The 15,769-nt window shown below is 72.7% G+C and carries 11 protein-coding genes; 6 read left to right on the forward strand and 5 right to left on the reverse strand.

All coding sequences use genetic code 11. The features are described 5' to 3' along the window. Positions 1-78 precede the first annotated feature (78 nt). Positions 79-1,155, forward strand: a complete 1,077-nt coding sequence (locus AAFF41_RS16945; RefSeq protein ID WP_343326303.1) for a MerR family transcriptional regulator — start codon at positions 79-81, stop codon at positions 1,153-1,155. Position 1,156: 1 nt separating this feature from the next. On the opposite strand, the gene AAFF41_RS16950 is transcribed toward AAFF41_RS16945, so the two are convergent. The 4 genes from AAFF41_RS16950 to AAFF41_RS16965 all read right to left on the reverse strand — a co-directional run bounded on the left by AAFF41_RS16950 (position 1,157) and on the right by AAFF41_RS16965 (position 5,090). Further along, positions 1,157-2,500 (reverse strand): NAD(P)/FAD-dependent oxidoreductase, encoded by a 1,344-nt coding sequence (locus tag AAFF41_RS16950; RefSeq protein ID WP_343326304.1) that lies wholly within the window; start codon positions 2,498-2,500, stop codon positions 1,157-1,159. A gap of 125 nt (positions 2,501-2,625) precedes the next feature. Then, the gene (locus tag AAFF41_RS16955) at positions 2,626-3,846 is read right to left on the reverse strand and encodes an MAB_1171c family putative transporter (RefSeq protein WP_319744000.1); all 1,221 of its coding nucleotides are present in this window, start codon (positions 3,844-3,846) and stop codon (positions 2,626-2,628) included. 6 nt (positions 3,847-3,852) lie between these two features. Beyond that, positions 3,853-4,461: a toxin-antitoxin system, toxin component family protein gene (locus AAFF41_RS16960; protein ID WP_319744525.1), complete on the reverse strand. Its 609-nt coding sequence runs from the start codon at positions 4,459-4,461 to the stop codon at positions 3,853-3,855. Between the two features lie 14 nt (positions 4,462-4,475). Then, a complete protein-coding gene (locus AAFF41_RS16965) occupies positions 4,476-5,090 on the reverse strand; it encodes a transcriptional regulator (protein ID WP_343324160.1) in 615 nt (204 codons plus the stop codon). A 292-nt stretch (positions 5,091-5,382) separates the two neighbouring features. Between AAFF41_RS16965 and AAFF41_RS16970 the strand changes: the two genes are divergently transcribed. The 3 genes from AAFF41_RS16970 to AAFF41_RS16980 all read left to right on the forward strand — a co-directional run bounded on the left by AAFF41_RS16970 (position 5,383) and on the right by AAFF41_RS16980 (position 9,039). After that, positions 5,383-6,024, forward strand: a complete 642-nt coding sequence (locus AAFF41_RS16970; protein WP_343324161.1) for an O-methyltransferase — start codon at positions 5,383-5,385, stop codon at positions 6,022-6,024. Positions 6,025-6,122: 98 nt separating this feature from the next. After that, positions 6,123-7,658 (forward strand): acyl-CoA synthetase, encoded by a 1,536-nt coding sequence (locus AAFF41_RS16975; protein ID WP_319744004.1) that lies wholly within the window; start codon positions 6,123-6,125, stop codon positions 7,656-7,658. Next, on the forward strand, positions 7,651-9,039 hold the full coding sequence (locus tag AAFF41_RS16980; RefSeq protein WP_343324162.1) for a carboxyl transferase domain-containing protein: 1,389 nt from the start codon (positions 7,651-7,653) through the stop codon (positions 9,037-9,039). Before AAFF41_RS16975 ends, AAFF41_RS16980 begins: the two co-directional genes overlap by 8 nt. Positions 9,040-9,163: 124 nt before the next feature. Here the strand turns inward: AAFF41_RS16980 and AAFF41_RS16985 are convergent, their stop codons facing one another. Next, positions 9,164-12,784, reverse strand: a complete 3,621-nt coding sequence (locus AAFF41_RS16985) for a S8 family serine peptidase (RefSeq protein WP_343324163.1) — start codon at positions 12,782-12,784, stop codon at positions 9,164-9,166. A gap of 297 nt (positions 12,785-13,081) precedes the next feature. On the opposite strand from AAFF41_RS16985, the gene AAFF41_RS16990 reads away from it, so the two are divergent. After that, positions 13,082-14,119, forward strand: coding sequence for a rod shape-determining protein (locus tag AAFF41_RS16990; RefSeq protein WP_319744011.1), 1,038 nt, complete (start codon positions 13,082-13,084; stop codon positions 14,117-14,119). Positions 14,120-14,147: 28 nt separating this feature from the next. Continuing rightward, positions 14,148-15,671: a GAF domain-containing protein gene (locus AAFF41_RS16995; protein WP_343324164.1), complete on the forward strand. Its 1,524-nt coding sequence runs from the start codon at positions 14,148-14,150 to the stop codon at positions 15,669-15,671. The last annotated feature ends 98 nt before the right edge of the window (positions 15,672-15,769 follow it).

A 15,769-nucleotide genomic window follows, 5' to 3' on the forward strand; every position in this document is an offset into this window, starting at 1 on the left:
CGGTGAAGCCGCAGCATCGGTGGCGGAACGAGGAACGAGGTACGGATGACGGGGCACGACACGACCACGGGTGGGCCCATGGAGATGCTGACGATCGGGGCGTTCGCAAACGCGTGCCGGCTGTCGCCGAAGGCGCTGCGGCTCTACGACGAACTGGAGCTGCTGCGGCCCGCCCGGGTCGACCCGGAGACCGGGTACCGGTACTACGCCGTCGCGCAACTGGAGCAGGCACGGCTGGTGGCGTGGCTGCGCCGGATCGGGATGCCGCTGGCCCGGATCCGGCGGGTGTGCGCACTGGACGACGCGTCCGCCGCCCAGGAGATCCGCTCCTACTGGGCACGGGTCGAGGCCCAGACCGCCGGTCGACGCGAACTCGTGGCGTTCCTCGTGAACCACCTCTCGTACACACCGAGGAAGGACACCGCCATGCTCGAACTCCGCTACTCCGCGCTCTCCGACACCGGTCTGGTCCGCCCCGCCAACCAGGACACGGCCCACGCGGGCGCCCGCGTCCTCGCCGTGGCCGACGGCTTCGGCACGAACGGCGCGCCCGCCAGTACGGCGGCCGTGGAGGCGCTGAAGTCCCTGGACGGCGAACCCCTTCCGGGCGGGAGCGTCCTCAACCTGCTGGAGGACGCGGTGCGGGGGGCCGCGCGGGCCGTCCAGGACGCCGCACCGGGCAAGGACGACGGCACCACCCTCACCGCCATGGTGTGGACAGGATCCCAGCTCGGACTGGTCCACATCGGCGACTCCCGCGCCTATCTGCTGCGCGACGGCGAGCTGTTCCGGATCACGCACGACCACACCATGGTCCAGTCGATGATCGACGAGGGCCGGCTCACGCCGGAGGAGGCCGTCGCCCATCCCCAACGTGCCCTGCTCCTGCAGGCACTCACCGGCGGCGCCGACTCCGTCGTACCCGATCTGCGGTTGTGCGACGCCCTGCCCGGCGATCGCTACCTGCTCTGCTCGGACGGGCTCTCCACCGTCGTCGCGGACGAGGAGCTCCGGCGGCTACTGGGCTCGGCCCCGGCTCCCGACGCGGCGGTACGGTCCCTCGTCGAAGCCGCGATCGACGCCGGCGGCCCCGACAACGTGAGCTGTGTGGTGGCGGACGTGGTGGAGGCCGACGGGGGTCGACGGCTCGGCTGACTCAGGTGGGGTCGGCCACCTTCCACTCCTCGTGGCTGAGCGGGGGCTCGGTGAGCTGCGGCTTCAGAGGGCCGCGTACGGCGGCCAGCAGGACGCTGGGACCGAGGAGGACGTGGGCGCCGCGCTGGAGGGAGGAGACGTCGGTGAAACGGCGGGCTATGCGACCGTTTCCGGTGGCCGTGTAGAGGAGGCGGTCGACGTACGCGGCCAGGGCCCGGTCACGGAGGGTGGGGCCGGACGCCGTCGCGCCGGGGTAGAAGACGTCCTGGCCGGTGGCGAGGTCCCACGCGGCGTTGACCGGGCGGGCCGCCGCCTTCTGGGCGGCGCGGGCCAGTCCGGGCGTGCCCCAGCCTCGAGCCCGGATGGCGTCGCGCAGCGCCACCGCGCTCTGGGCCGCGACCGACATGCCGTGCCCGTAGGTCGGGTTGTACGCCGCGAGCGCGTCGCCGAGGACGGCGAAGCCGTCGGGCCAGTGCCGGGCGCGCTCGTAGTAGTACCGGCGGTTGGCGGTGGAGCGGGTGAAGGCCACCCCGGTCAGCGGCTCGGCATGTGCGATGAACTCACCGATGACGGGGTGCCGCAGTTCTTCAAGGGCGAAGCGCTGGAAGTCGGTCTCGTCGGCGCTGGGTTCGCCCCCACGGGTGCCCGACAGGGTGACCAGCCAGCGGCCGTCCTCGACGGGCAGCAGGACGCCCGCCCGGCCGGGCCTCCCGTCCCGCGGGGCGGCCTGGACGTTGATGACCGGGAAACCGTCCCGGGCCTTCTCGGGCGCGCGGTAGAGCCGACTGGCGTACGCGAGACCGGAGTCGACCCGACGCTCCTCGGGGCTCGGGAGGCCGAGCTCGCGCAGCCACTGCGGGGAGCGGGAGGCGCGGCCGGTGGTGTCGACGACCAGGTCGGCCGGGAGGGTGCGCTCGGCGGCGTCGTGACCGCGTACACGGACGCCGGTGACGGCCGTGGCGGTACCGGCGAGGCCGAGCGCCTCGGCGCGCTCGACGAGCTTGATCCGGTCGTCGTCGAGGACCCGCGCGCGAACGGTCGCGTCCAGCAGGTCGCGGCTGCTGAGGATCATGTAGTGGGACTCGTTCCAGCGGCGGAACCAGCCCTGCGACGACAGGGCGACCATGTCGGTCGTCAGCGAGAGCCGGTGCGCCCCGGCCTTCCCGAGCAGGTCGACGGTGCCCGGTACCAGTTCCTCGATCGCCCGGACACCGCCGGACCACAGCAGGTGCACGTGCTGGGCCTGGGGAAGGTTCTTGCGCCGCTCGGGGCCGTCGGGCAGTACGTCGCGCTCGACGATCGTGACGACGTCCGCGAACTCGACCAGGGCGCGGGCCGCGAGCATGCCGGCGAGGCTGCCGCCGAGGACGACGGCGGACTTCAGGGGCCGGCTGGGGACACTCGCGAGTTCGACTCTGTCGCTCACGGTCCTGTCGCTCATGGACTTGTCACTCACACGTCTGTGGTCACTCATGGGGCTGACACGCTCTCTGCCGCGGCGGCCGCGGCCTCGCGTACCGCCCTGATGTCGTCGGGGTGGCGCAGGGCTCGGGACACGGCCTCGATCTCCTCCAGCAGATTCTCCGTGTCCGGGTTGTTGAGAGGCGCGGTGGCGTCGTCCTGGCGGGTTCGCTTCCTCGTCTCGATCGCGTCCTGGACGGTGACGGCGTGGGCGAGGGCCCCCGCCCTGCCGGCCTCGAAACCGAGGCCGACGGCGGCGTCGTACGCCTTTCGCCGGAGGTCCTCGTCGATGAACCTGGCCAGGTTCAGCAGCGCGTCCCGGATGAACGTCTCGCGGCGTGTCAGGCGCAGTTCGGGGGTGGCACGGAGTCTGAAGGGGACGCGTCCGCCGCCCGTGACGGTCCCCATCAGGCGGTACAGGGGGTGCAGGTGCCAGTGGCCGAGCCAGGTGTGGGCACGGCGGTGCAGGTACTGGCCGGCATGCGGAAGGATGAAGCCGACCGCGATGAGGATGGCGGCGAGGCAGGCGACCGGTGGGGCCAGCCCGGTGCTGAGCCAGTCGAGGTCGTGGCCGGTCCAGCGGGCGAGGACGGCGCAGAGTTTGGCGCCGTCGTAGAGCAGGTTCATCGCGTAGCCGGCGCCGAGGAACATCAGACCGCCGCGCAGCCAGACGTCGAGTCCATCGGTGCGGATCCAGTTCCAGATCAGCTTGGACGTGATCAGGCAGGCGACGGTGTGCGCGAGCAGATAGAGCACGATCTCTTCGCGCATGAAAGGGGTGTTGGCGTAGTACGTGTCGAGGTCCCGTATCCGCTCGACGTGGGCGTCGGCGAGTGCGAACAGCACCCACAACGCGACGATCACGCCGGAATACACGGCGACCACCCAGCGGGTGGCACTACGGGTGGTCTCTGAGCGGTCGGAGATGCCGTCGCGCCATGCGGTGATCAGGACCAGGCAGGCGCCGCAGAACGCGGTGATGAGGCTGTAGACCAGGGGGGCCGCGATGTTCGGTACCCCGGTGACGCGATTGGTCCAGGCGATGGTCGCCGGTGCCGCGAAGACGAAGACGCCGCAGGCGAGCACGAGCAGGCCGCCGACGGCACGCAGCAGCGGGTCCTTCCACAGCTTGACGATGCTGGGCAGTTTGATCGCCAGCGCGGCGGTGAGCACCGCCGTCGGGATCCAGAAGGAGATGTAGAGCCCGGCGAAGAAGCGGGAAGGATTCATCGCCGGTCAGTCCTGGGGTCCGCGGTAGCCGAGGGAGGCCTGGATGGCCTGTCCCACCGGGTCGACGGGGCCCTTCGTACGCGGGCCGGTCACCCAGGAGCGAAAGACGCTGGCGAGGTGCAGGCCGAAGTCCTCCGCCTCGGCCTCGTCGGCCTCGTGCGAGCCGTTGCGGGCGGCGACGGTGAGCGCGATCTCCTGCCAGCCGGGGTCGTCCGACAGCGCGCCGGCGGCGGCCGCCGCACCCGCGTAGTGGTGGTGGGAGTGGGAGTGTCCCGCCATCATGTGCCACAACTCGTGGCCGAGTATGACGAGTTGCTGCACGGTCTCGGCGCGTTCCTCGACGATGACGAGGTCGAAGTCGTGGAACTCCATCCACAGCCCGGTGACTTCGATCTCGTCCGGGAAGCGCTCGAAGCGGAGCTGGATGGGGCGGTCGTCGCGGCGCCGGCTCATCTCCTGGCAGAGGGCCTCGGCCAACTCCCGTACGTCCACGGGCGCGTCGAGTCGTTTCTTCAGCGCGCGGGTGAGCTCGACGGCGAGGCCGCGCATCTCGGAGTCGGCCCGGCGGGAGAGGAGTGCGGTGGCGCGCTTCCACGCGCGACGGCCCGGCCGCATCTTGAGGAAGGGCTTCACCGTTCCGCCTCCTCGCTCTCGGTGCTCAGCAGACCCTCGAGCATGAGCGCGAGCGCCTCCTGCCTGCGGGGCGTCAGCCGCCGGCCCCGCAGGGCGAGCGTGACGACTCCGTGCTTGAGCGTGAACCTGAGCAGCGGCCCGTCCTCGGCTCCGCCGTCCAGCTCACCGGCGACGCGCTGCAGTGCGCCGTTCAGGACGACGGGGGCCGGATCGGTGAAGAACTTCGTGCCCTCGTCGATCCGGAAGAACTCCGCGAGGCGGGTGAGGTCGGGCACGTTCGGCATCTTGTCGCCGTTGAGCAGACTGCGGGCCCACCTGTCACTGATCCCGAGCCGCCCGGCGACGTCCCGGCACACATCGGCGGGCCGCTTCCCGCTCTCGTCGAGATACGCCTCGTACAGCGCGCGGACGCGTCCGCGGATACGGTCGTCGACCTTGTCGTCGAGCACCTCCGCGCCCTCGAGGAGCGCCCGGACCTCCCCCTCGGCCAGGGCCGTTCTTCTCGACAACTCCCCCACGTCGAGGACCTCCCCGCGATCGAGGCCCTTCTCGGCGAGGTGCGCGTCGAGACGCGCGAGTGTCTCGCGAAGAGGAGTCGGCGACGCACTCACCCATGCACTCCCGGCAGTTGACCCGTCAAATTCTCACGCTGTGGGCCGAGACTACGGTCCTCGACGGGGCCCGCGCCATGCTTTCCGAACGATGGTTCCCCGTTCAAGAACGATCGCTCCCACGGAGCGGGACAGCCGGAATCGCCCCGACTAACGGGGCATGAAGCGACCCAATTCCCCAGGGTCTCGTCACCCATGTCGTAGTCCTGGCTCATGCCGCCCCCTCGTTCCATGGCGACGGACCAGCGTAACCAGCCCCGGCCGACCCGTCGCGGCGACAAGGATCTCCTCCATGTCGCTCTCAGGAACGGACGCCCACGCCGCCGCAGACCCCGCCACCCTCCCCCGTCTCGTCCGACGGGCCCTCGCCGCCGCGCGTCGTCACGGCTTCGCGCACGCGTGCCGTCCGGAGCAGGGCCGTCTGCTGCACGCCTTGGCGGGCGGTACGGGGGAGCGGATCGGTGAGACGGGTACGGGGTGCGGGGTGGGGCTCGCGTGGCTGGCGTCCGGGGCGCGGGAGGGCGTACGGCTGGTCAGTGTGGAGCGTGACGCCGAGCGGGCCCGGGTCGCGGCCCAGGTCTTCGCCGACCGGCCCGAGGTCGAGGTGATCCACGGCGACTGGCGGCGGATCGAGGAGCACGGCCCCTACGACCTGCTGGTCCTGGACGGCGGTGGCACCGGCAAGACGCCGGGCGACGACCCGGCCGACCCGGCCCGGCTGCCGGCTCCGGGCGGCACGGTGGTGGTCGACGACTTCACCCCGGCCACCGGACGGCCGCCCCTGCACGAAGGCGCCCCCGACCGCGCCCGGCTGCACTGGCTGCAGCATGTGGCCCTGCACACGGTCGAGCTCCGCCTCGCCGAGGACCTCGCCACGCTGGTGGGCACGCGGCGACGGCTCGCCCCGACGGGGCCGAGCTGGTCATCGGAGTGAGCGCGGCGGCGGGTTCGCCCCGTGCTGGTGTAGGAACGGTGGTGACTGTCATCGGCAGCACGTCCGCCAGCAGGTCCCTACGGCAAGGAGTACCCCGCGTGTCCTCCCTCTTTCCCGCCCTGGTCAGCGGTTCGACCGCACGGCGGCCCGCCCTGCGTTTCGGCGAGCGGTCACTGACGTACGCGGAGCTCGCCGCCTCGGCGGGCGAGCTGGCCGCGCGGCTCGACGGCCGGGAGAGGGTCGCCGTGTGGGCGACGCCGTCCCTGGAGACCGCCGTCGGGGTCGTCGCCGCGCTGCTCGCCGGGGTGCCCGCCGTGCCGCTCAACCCCAAGTCGGGGGAGGGCGAACTGGGGCACATTCTGGGCGACAGCGCGCCGTCCCTGGTACTGGTCGAGCCCGGCGTCGAACTTCCGTCACCCGTGAGCGACTTGGAGCGCGTCGACGTCCAGGTGGGAGTCGCCGGTCAGGACACCCGCCCAAGCCCCGGCGCCCCCGCACGCCCCGACACCGAACCGGACGACCCCGCCGCCCCCGCCCTCATCGTGTACACCTCCGGCACCACCGGTCCGCCCAAGGGTGCCGTCATTCCGCGGCGCGCCATCGCCTCGACCCTGGACGCGCTGGCCGACGCCTGGCAGTGGACCGGCGACGACGTGCTCGTGCACGGGCTGCCGCTCTTCCATGTGCACGGGCTGATCCTGGGCATCCTCGGCCCGCTGCGGCGCGGCGCGGCGGTGCGGCATCTGGGCAGGTTCAGCGCACAGGGCGTGGCGCGCGAGCTGGGCGCGGGCGCGACGATGCTGTTCGGGGTGCCGACGATGTACCACCGGCTCGCCGAGGCGCTGGTCGAGGACACCGACCTGGCCAAGGCGCTCGGCGGGGCGCGGCTGCTCGTGTCCGGTTCCGCCGCGCTGCCGGTGCACGACCACGAGCGGATCACGGCCGCGACCGGACGCCGGGTCGTCGAGCGGTACGGCATGACCGAGACCCTCATGAACACCAGCGTGCGCGTGGACGGGGAACCCCGGCCCGGCACCGTCGGAGTGCCGCTGCCCGGCGTCGACGTACGGCTCGTCGAGGAGGACGGGACGACGATCGCGTCGTACGACGCCGACGGCACTCCCACCGGTACGCCCGACGGCGAGACCGTCGGCGAGATCCAGGTCCGGGGGCCGAACCTCTTCACCGAGTACCTGAACCGGCCCGACGCCACCGCCGCCGCGTTCACCGACGACGGCTGGTTCCGCACCGGCGACATGGCGGTCGTCGACCCCGACGGCTCGGTACGCATCGTCGGCCGCAAGGCCACCGACCTGATCAAGAGCGGCGGCTACAAGATCGGCGCCGGGGAGATCGAGAACGCGCTGCTCGAGCATCCGTCGGTGCGCGAGGCCGCCGTCACCGGTGAGCCCGACGAGGACCTGGGCGAGCGGATCGTGGCCTGGATCGTCCCCGCCGACCCCGAGGACCCGCCGACCGCCGAGGCGTTGGCCGACCACGTGGCCCGCCGCCTCGCCCCGCACAAACGCCCGCGGACCGTGCGCTTCCTCACCTCGCTCCCGCGCAACGACATGGGCAAGATTCTCAAGCGAGCCCTCCCCGACGCCGTCGCAAAGGCCCCTGAGCATGACTGAGCGTTTCTCCGCCCGCGAGGCCATCGCCCTGGCCGGCGATGACTTCCGTGAACTACCCGTCCCCATGAGGGAGTTCAAGCCGGACGGCCCCTTGTCCTGGCAGGGGTACGACGACGCGCGCCGCCGCGCCCTCACCCGTACCGGCGAGGACGAGTCCGTCGTCTGCGGCACCGCGGTCATCGGCTCCACCCGCGCCGTACTGATCGCCTTCGAGTTCGGCTTCCTCGGCGGCTCGCTCGGCGAACGCACCGGAGACCGCGTCGAGGCGGCCTACACCCACGCCCGCGCGCACCGCCTGCCCGTCGTCTCACTCGTCGCGACGGGCGGCAGCCGGATGCAGGAGGGCATGCTCGCGCTCACCCAGCTCCAGCGCGTGGCACGGCAGTCGGCGCTCGCCCGGGAGGCGGGGTTGCCGCAGATCGCCGTGCTGCGGGATCCGACGACGGGCGGCGGCTGGGCGACGCTGGGTGCGGGCGCCGACGTGACCCTGGCGTTGCCCGGCGCGCAGGTCGGTTTCGCAGGCTCCCGGGTCCGCCCGTCCGATGCGGACCCGGCGGCGTACACGGCCGAGGCCCAGGTGGCGGCGGGCGCGGTGGACGCCGTCGTACGGGAGGAGGAGCTGCGGGAGACGCTGGCGCTGTGGCTGACCCTGCTGACCGCTCCCGCGGCCGAAGGCGAGGGCGGGGTTGAGTCCGAGGCCGAGTCCGGAGGCGACGTCGAGCCCGTCCCTCCCCCGGCCGCCCTCGGCGCCGCCGGCCTCCCCGCCACCGGCTGGGACGCCGTCCGGCACGCCCGCTCCCCCGAACGCCCCCGGGCCGCCGCCTACCTGGACGCCTACTTCTCGCGCCGCGCCGCGATCAGCGGCGACCGTTGCGGCGGCAGCGACGACGGCATGCTGTGCGGGTTCGGTTCCGGACCCGCGGGGCGGACCGTGGCGTACGCCGCCCAGTGCGGGACCGCGACCCGCCCCGCCGGATACCGCACCGCCGCCCGGCTGATCCGGCTCGCCGGCCGGCTCGGCTTCCCCGTACTGACGCTGGTGGACACCCCGGGCGCCGCCAACGACGCGCAGGCCGAGCGGCAGGGCGCGGGCTCGGCGATCGCGGACCTGTTCGCCGCGGTGGCCACCGCCCGCACGCCCGTCACCACCCTGGTGATCGGCGAGGGCGGCTCGGGCGGCGCGCTCGCGCTGGCGGCGCCCGGCAACACCTGGGCCACGCCGGACAGTTACTTCTCCGTCATCGCGCCGGAGCTCGCGGCCGCGATCCTCAAGCGGACGGCGAGCGAGGTGCGCGACACGGCGGACCAACTCCGCATCCGGCCGCAGGACTTGGTGGGGCTGGGTGTGATCCGGGGCATCGTGGAGCACGCGGGGCGCTGAGCCTGCCACCCGGGCAGTGACGCTGCGGCGGCGCCGGCTCCCCCCTCCCAAGGGGTACCGGCGCCGCCCGTTCAGAGGGGACGGGGACGGGCCACCGCGCCTCCGCCAGAGGGAACGGGGCGGGCTATCGCACCCCCACCGCCCGGATGACCTCCTGGCTCACCGAGCCGCCCCGGTCGTCCCGTGCGGAGGCCCGCAGGGAGATGAACTCCGCGCCGCGCGGCACGCTCAACGTCCCCTTCCAGGACGCCGCGCCGCCACCGCCCGACAGCGGGACCGTCCGCCACGACTTCCCGTCGTCGTAGGACACCTCCAGCTTCCCGCCCCCGATGGTTCCGGTGCCGGGCGCGCCCTTCACGTACTCGGCGTGGATCCCCACCGGCACCCGGCCGCCGCGCACCGCGCCCGCGAGGTCGGTGTCGATGTCGTAGCCGAGGTTGATGAGCGGCAGGAACGTCCAGCGGTCCGCGGGCGTCGCCGCCGAGCGGAGGGTCCACTCGGAGTGCCCCTTGGTGGACAGCGTCCAGCGGTCCGGGTCGAGGGTGGTGTCCGTGACGACCTTGTAGGTGTGCTCGTCGGCGGGCGCGTCCCACACGTACGCGCCGGAGCTCTTGCGCCGGTCGACCAGGGTGCCGTCCTGGTACACGGACGTGAACTGGGTCATCCCGGTGTCGTCGCTCCACACGTCGCCGAAGCCCGTGTGGTCGGGCCCGGAGTCGCCCCAGCCGGGCGTGTTGAACTGGATCTGGTTGCCCGCGCGCTCCTGTCCCCAGCCGAGCCCGGTGCCGAGCCACGCGTGCCAGACCGGCTTGAACCAGTTCAGCGTCGCGTGCGAGCCCCCGCGGTAGTGGACGAGCCCACTGCGCTCCTCCAGCGCGCCCGCCCCGAGGTTCACGGACTCCATCCACGTCTGTCCGGTGCCCGTGGAGACGTAGTCGGTCCGCTCGGCGGGGTAGTCGATCCGCTCCTGGAAGCCGATCCCGATGGGGAAGGCGTCGGTGACCGAGTAGCGGAACTCACTGCCGGAGACGGGTTCGGCCGCGTGGAACCTGGAGCCCAGCACGGCGAGTTCACGCGCGCCCGGTTCATACGTCAGGTCGCCGCGCGGAATGGCCCCCTCGTGCCCTTCCGAGAGGTCGTAGACGTACGGCGTGTTGCGCGTCCCGGTCATCTCGACCTGCCCAACGGCCCGCAGCCGTGCCGCGTCCGCCGCATTCAGCGTGGCGATCTGCAGCTGCCGGTCAGCGCCGTCGTCCGTGCCGAACCAGGCGTTGAGCCGTCCGGCCGCGCCGTCGGTGACGAACAGCGCCTCGGCGCCCGCGTCCTGGGCCGCCTGGGCGAGGGCGGCGGGCTCGACACCGTCGGCGAGTGTCGCGAGCACGGCCTTGCCGCTCACCCCGGTGAACGGTCCGGTCCCGACGTCCACCAGCGGCAGCTTGCTCCGGCCCTCGATCAGGGTCCCGCCCGGCTGGGCGACGGCCTCGCCGACGCCCTTCACCTCCAGCAACGGCTTCCCCAGCCGCCACACGGTCCGGTACTCGAAGGTGCCCTGGGTGACCTTCGCGGTCGGCGCGGCGAAGACGCTGTCGTACTTCACGGGCACCTGGACGGCGCCGAACTGGTCGGAGCCGCCCGCGTTGCGGTCGTACTCCATGAGCAGCTGCCGGGTCTCGGTCCGCCGCTTCACCTCGGCCCGGATCTCCCGGAGCTGCCGTCCGTCGAGGGTGAGCTCGCGGTCCCGGTCGAGGGTGACCTCGGGCGCGGCGAGGAAGCCGAGCCCGAGCGAGTCGGCGCCGTGACTGCCGTGCACGTCGAGGAAGGAGGTGAGGCTGTACGCCCCCGGCCTGAGCCGGAGTTTCAGGGTGCCGGAGTCGTCGACCGAGGCCGGGAACGGGTCCACGCCCGCCGCGAGTCGCTGCACCGCGAGGTAGGCGGCGGTCGGCTCGCCCGCGCGGTCCTTGACGTGGACGGTGAGCGTGTACCGCTCCTCCTCCTTCACCAGACCGAACACGGTGTGCGCGACGGGCGTGCCGCCGACGGACGCGACGATCTGCCCGGAGGTGTCGCCCACGGGCGCCTTCGAGCCGTCGCCCGTCACGGTCGTCGACGCGCTGCCGTGCGCGGGGACGGTGAGCGTGGAGTCGGCGAGGGTGGCCACCCCGTCGGCGGCGCCCCGCACGGCGAGGCTCAACTCGACGGAGGAGTCCGAGGAGTTGGTGTACGTCACGGTCTTCGTGACGGGCCGGTCCGCCTCGTACGGCCAGCTGTGGAACCCGAGATCGGCGCTTCCGGTGGCGGTGACCTTCGCGGCGATCGCGTCCGGCACGCTCACCCGGCCCGAGCCCAGCACATAGGCGGACGCGTCGAGTTGCTTCGACGTCGACATCAGGGCGTCCTTGAGCTGGGCGCCGGTCCAGTCGGGGTGCTTCTCGGCGAGCAGGGCGGCCACACCGGCGACATGCGGCGTCGCCATCGACGTACCGCTCATGGAGGTGTAGTAACCACTGCCGGCGACGAGCTGGGAGCGGGCCGCCAGGATGTCGACGCCGGGTGCGGACAGGTCGGGCTTGAGGGCGTTGTCGCCGTAGCGCGGTCCTGCGCTGGTGAAGTAGGCGGCCTGGTCGGCGGAGTCCACCGCGCCGACGGTCAGCGCGGCGTCGGCAGCGCCGGGCGAGCCGATGGAGGAGGGGGCGCCGGTGTTGCCCGCGGCGACGACGAAGAGGGCGCCGGTCTCCTTGGACAGCGTGTTCACCGCCTGCGCCATGGGATCCGTGCCGTCACTCGCCTCGGTCGAGCCGAGGCTCATGGAGATCACCTTGGCGTGCACGTCCCGCGCGGCCCACTCCATGCCCGCGATGATCTCCGAGTCGCTGCCCGAGCCCTCGTCGCTGAGTACCTTGCCGACAGCGAGCGTCGCGTCGGGCGCGACACCCCGCTCCTTGCCGTCGGAGGCGGCACCGCTGCCGCCGACCGTGGACGTCGTGTGCGTACCGTGCCCGTTGCGGTCGGCGACCTCCTGCCCGTCGATGAAGCTCTTGCTGACGGAGACCCGTCCGGCGAGGTCGGGATGGTCGGCGTCCACCCCCGTGTCGAGCACCGCGACCGTGACACCCTTACCGGTGAGACCGGCCTCCCAGGCCTGCGGCGTCCCGATCTGGGCGTTGCTCTCGGCCAGGTCGGCGTGCACGCGTCCGTCGAGCCAGACCTTGTCGACCGTCCCGCCCTGCCGGGTGAGGGACTGCCAGAACGTGCGCCCCTTGTCGGCGGCGACGGCGGCGCCCCGGATGCTGGGCAGCGCGCGCCTCTGCTCGGCCCCGCGCAGGGTGGCCGCGCGCGCTCCCTTCCCGTACGTCACGATCAGCGGCAGCTCGGCCGTCTTCCGGTCGGTGAGCCCCTGACGTATCAGCTCGCTCACGTCGAACAGCCGCCGGTCGAGGGTGCCCGCCCGCAGATAGGGCAGTGCCTCGTCCGGTACGACGGTCACGGCGCCGTTCGTCACCTGGGTACGGACCGCCCCCGTGGCCCCTCGGGGCCGCTCGACCGTGACCGTCTTCTTGCCGGCGTCGAGGTCGGTGACGGTCACCTTGTCGCCGGTGACGAGAGTGACGGTGTGGGTGGTGGAGGCGGTTCGTGTCGGGGCCGGCTCGGCTGCCTCGGCCGCGCCCGCCGGCCCCGTGGGCAGTACGGCGAGCACGAGCCCGGCGGACAGCAGAGCCGCCCCCCGTCTGACTGGTCCTCTGGTCATGGACGACCTCTCCTCGTCGGCACGTGGTGGCTCCGGTGCTGCGAAGAGTTTCGGGGGGCCGGTGGTGCGCGGGAGTTGACGGAACCTGGCGAGAAACTGCCCTGGCGGGTTTCCGCCAGCGCGCGGGGATCATCCATCCGGACAAGACCGCCCAACCAGCATCCGGACAAGACCACCCATCCAGCGGCACCCCGCCCGGCCCCCCACAAAAGGCACCTGGTCCGGCGCCCGTCCACGATGTGAGGAAGGACCGCCACCTGGCGGAGCCCCCACGGTCTGCTCTCGGGAGGACCTGCCATGACCGCCAGCCTCGAGCGGTTGCGCCGCTGTCACTTCGCCGTCGACCTGGGCGCGGCCCGGACCCGGGTGTACGTGAAGGGCGCGGGGCTGGTCGTCGATCAGCCTAGTGTCGCCGCGATCAACACCCGGAACGGCGCGCTGATCGCGGTCGGAGAATTCGCGGAGAAAATGACGGGCCGTACCCCCGACTACATCCGGGTCATGCGGCCGGTGTCCGGCGGTACGGTCGTCGACATCGAGATGGCCCAGCGCATGCTGCGCCAGCTGCTCGGCGACAAGGTCCGCCGCGCCCTGCGCCGCAAGCCCCGGCTGCGCGCCGCGGCCTGCACCCCGCACGACGCGGACCCGCTGGCGCAGCGCGCCGCGATCGAGACGCTGGTCGGGCTGGGGGCGCGGCGGGTCGAGCTGGTCGACACGCTGATCGCCGCCGCCGTCGGGTGCGGGCTGCCCGTCGAACAGCCGGAAGCCACCATGATCATGGTGTGCGGGGCGGCCGCCACCCAGGTCGCCGTGCTGTGCCTGGGGTCCATCGTGACCGCAGAGCGCATTCCGGTGGGCGGCGAGGCCGTCGACCGTGCGATCGTGCAGCACCTGCGCCACCAGCACGAGCTGATGCTTCCTTCGCAGTCGGTGCGGCCCCTGCAGCTCGCCCTCTCCGGCAACGGGCTCACCCCGCACGGCCCGGAGTCCACGGAGATCCACGGGCGGGACGTGGCGACCGGCCTCGCCCGGTCCGTACAGGTCGACACCGCCGCCGTACGCGACGCCATCCAGACCCCGCTGACCGCCGTACTCGACGGGATCGGGAAGGTGCTGCGGGCCTGCCCGCCCGACCTGGTGGCCGACCTCGCCGACCGCGGCATCATGATGGTCGGCGGCAGCGCGCTGCTGCCGGGCCTCGACCAGATGCTGCGGCAGGCGACGGGCATGCCGGTGCACATCGCCGAGCGTCCCGACGTGTGCGCGGTGCAGGGCCTGGGCTACATGCTGGAGGGCAAGATCGCGCCGCTGACGCTGGACCCGCTGGCGCTCTGACGGCCGGGCCCCGGAACAAGGCCCCGGTATGCACGATCCGGTCCCCCGCCTGCCGTCGCTCCTGGAAGCCGTCCTCAGCGTCGGCACCGACCTCGAACTGCGGGCCACGCTCCAGCACATCGTGGACGCCGCCGCCGAGCTCACGGAGGCTCGGTACGCGGCGCTGGACATGACCGATCCGGGACGGGACGGTCTCACGGGGATCCGTACGGCGGAACGGCCCGAACAGCCGGAGCCGCCCGAGCCGCCGGAATCGACGGAGTCGCCGAAGCCGCCGGAGTCGCCGAAGCCGCCGGAACTGGTCGTGCCGATCCACGTCGACGACGAGTTCTTCGGCGACCTGCGCCTCGCCGGGAAGCGCGACGGCCCGTTCACGGACGAGGACGAACAACTCGTACGGGTCCTGGCGACCCAGGCCGGCATCGCGATCGGCAACGCCCGGCTCTACGAGACGGCGCGGCAGCGCGAGCGCTGGATCGAGGGCGCGGCGGCCGTCACCACCGCGCTGCTCAGCGGCGAGAACGCCGCCGACGCGCTGATGACGGTCGCCGAACGGGCCCGGCGCCTGGCCGAGGCCTCGGCCGGTGTCATCCTCCAGCCCACCGAGGACGGCGGCATGGAGATCGTGACCGCCTCCACGCTCGACGACCCCGGTGACATCGTCGGCGTCGTGATCGAGCCGGGCAGCCCCCTTCTCGAACAACTCCTCGGCGGTGAAGCGGTGTTCATCGACGACTCGGCGACCGACCCCCGGATGACCACGCGCGTACGGCACCGGTTCGGGCCGAGCATGATGCTGCCGCTCCAGGCGGGCGGCCGTCTCCTCGGCACGCTCGCCCTCCCCCGCCGGCGCGGCGGCCGTCCGTACACCGCGGTGGAACGGCTGCTCGCCACCCAGTTCGCCTCACAGGCCGCGCTGGCGCTGGTCCACGCCGAGGCCCAGCACAGCAGGGAGCGGCTCGCGGTCTACGAGGACCGCGACCGGATCGCCCGCGACCTGCACGACCTCGTCGTCCAACGGCTGTTCGCGACCGGCATGATGCTGGAGTCCACGCAGCGCACAAGCGCCGGAAAGGGCGATACGAACAAGGATGTGCACGCGATGCTCGGCCGCGCCGTCGACGAACTCCAGTCCACCGTCCAGGAGGTCCGCTCGGCGATCTTCGCGCTCCAGCAGCCGCCGGCCGACGCCCCCACCACCTACCGCGGCAAGGTTCTGCGCGAGGCGGCGGGCGCGGGCGCGGTGCTGGGTTTCCAGCCGTCCACCCGGTTCATCGGCGCGGTGGAGAACCGTCTCGCGGAGCCCGTCGCCGGTCGGCTGCTCACCGCACTGCGCCGCGCCCTGACCGCCGCCTCCCGCCGCGCCGGTGTCTCCCGCGTCGAGATCACGGTCGACGTGACGGCGCCCCTCCCCGACGGACGCCCCGGCGTCCGCCTGACGGTCTTCGACGACGGCGACGCGGGGAACGGCCGCGCGGAGGGCGGCGGCTCAGAGGGCGGCGGCGCGGAGGGCGGCGCGGGTACGACGGTCACCTGGCAGTCGCCCCTGTGAGGCGCGTCCGCACCTCACTTGACGTCCCCTCAGGGCCTCCGTAGCGTCGCGGTCCGTACGCCCACATGACCGATATTCACACCCGAGGACGGGATGGC

This window comes from Streptomyces mirabilis (genome assembly GCF_039503195.1).
Taxonomy (GTDB): Bacteria; Actinomycetota; Actinomycetes; order Streptomycetales; family Streptomycetaceae; genus Streptomyces; species Streptomyces mirabilis_D.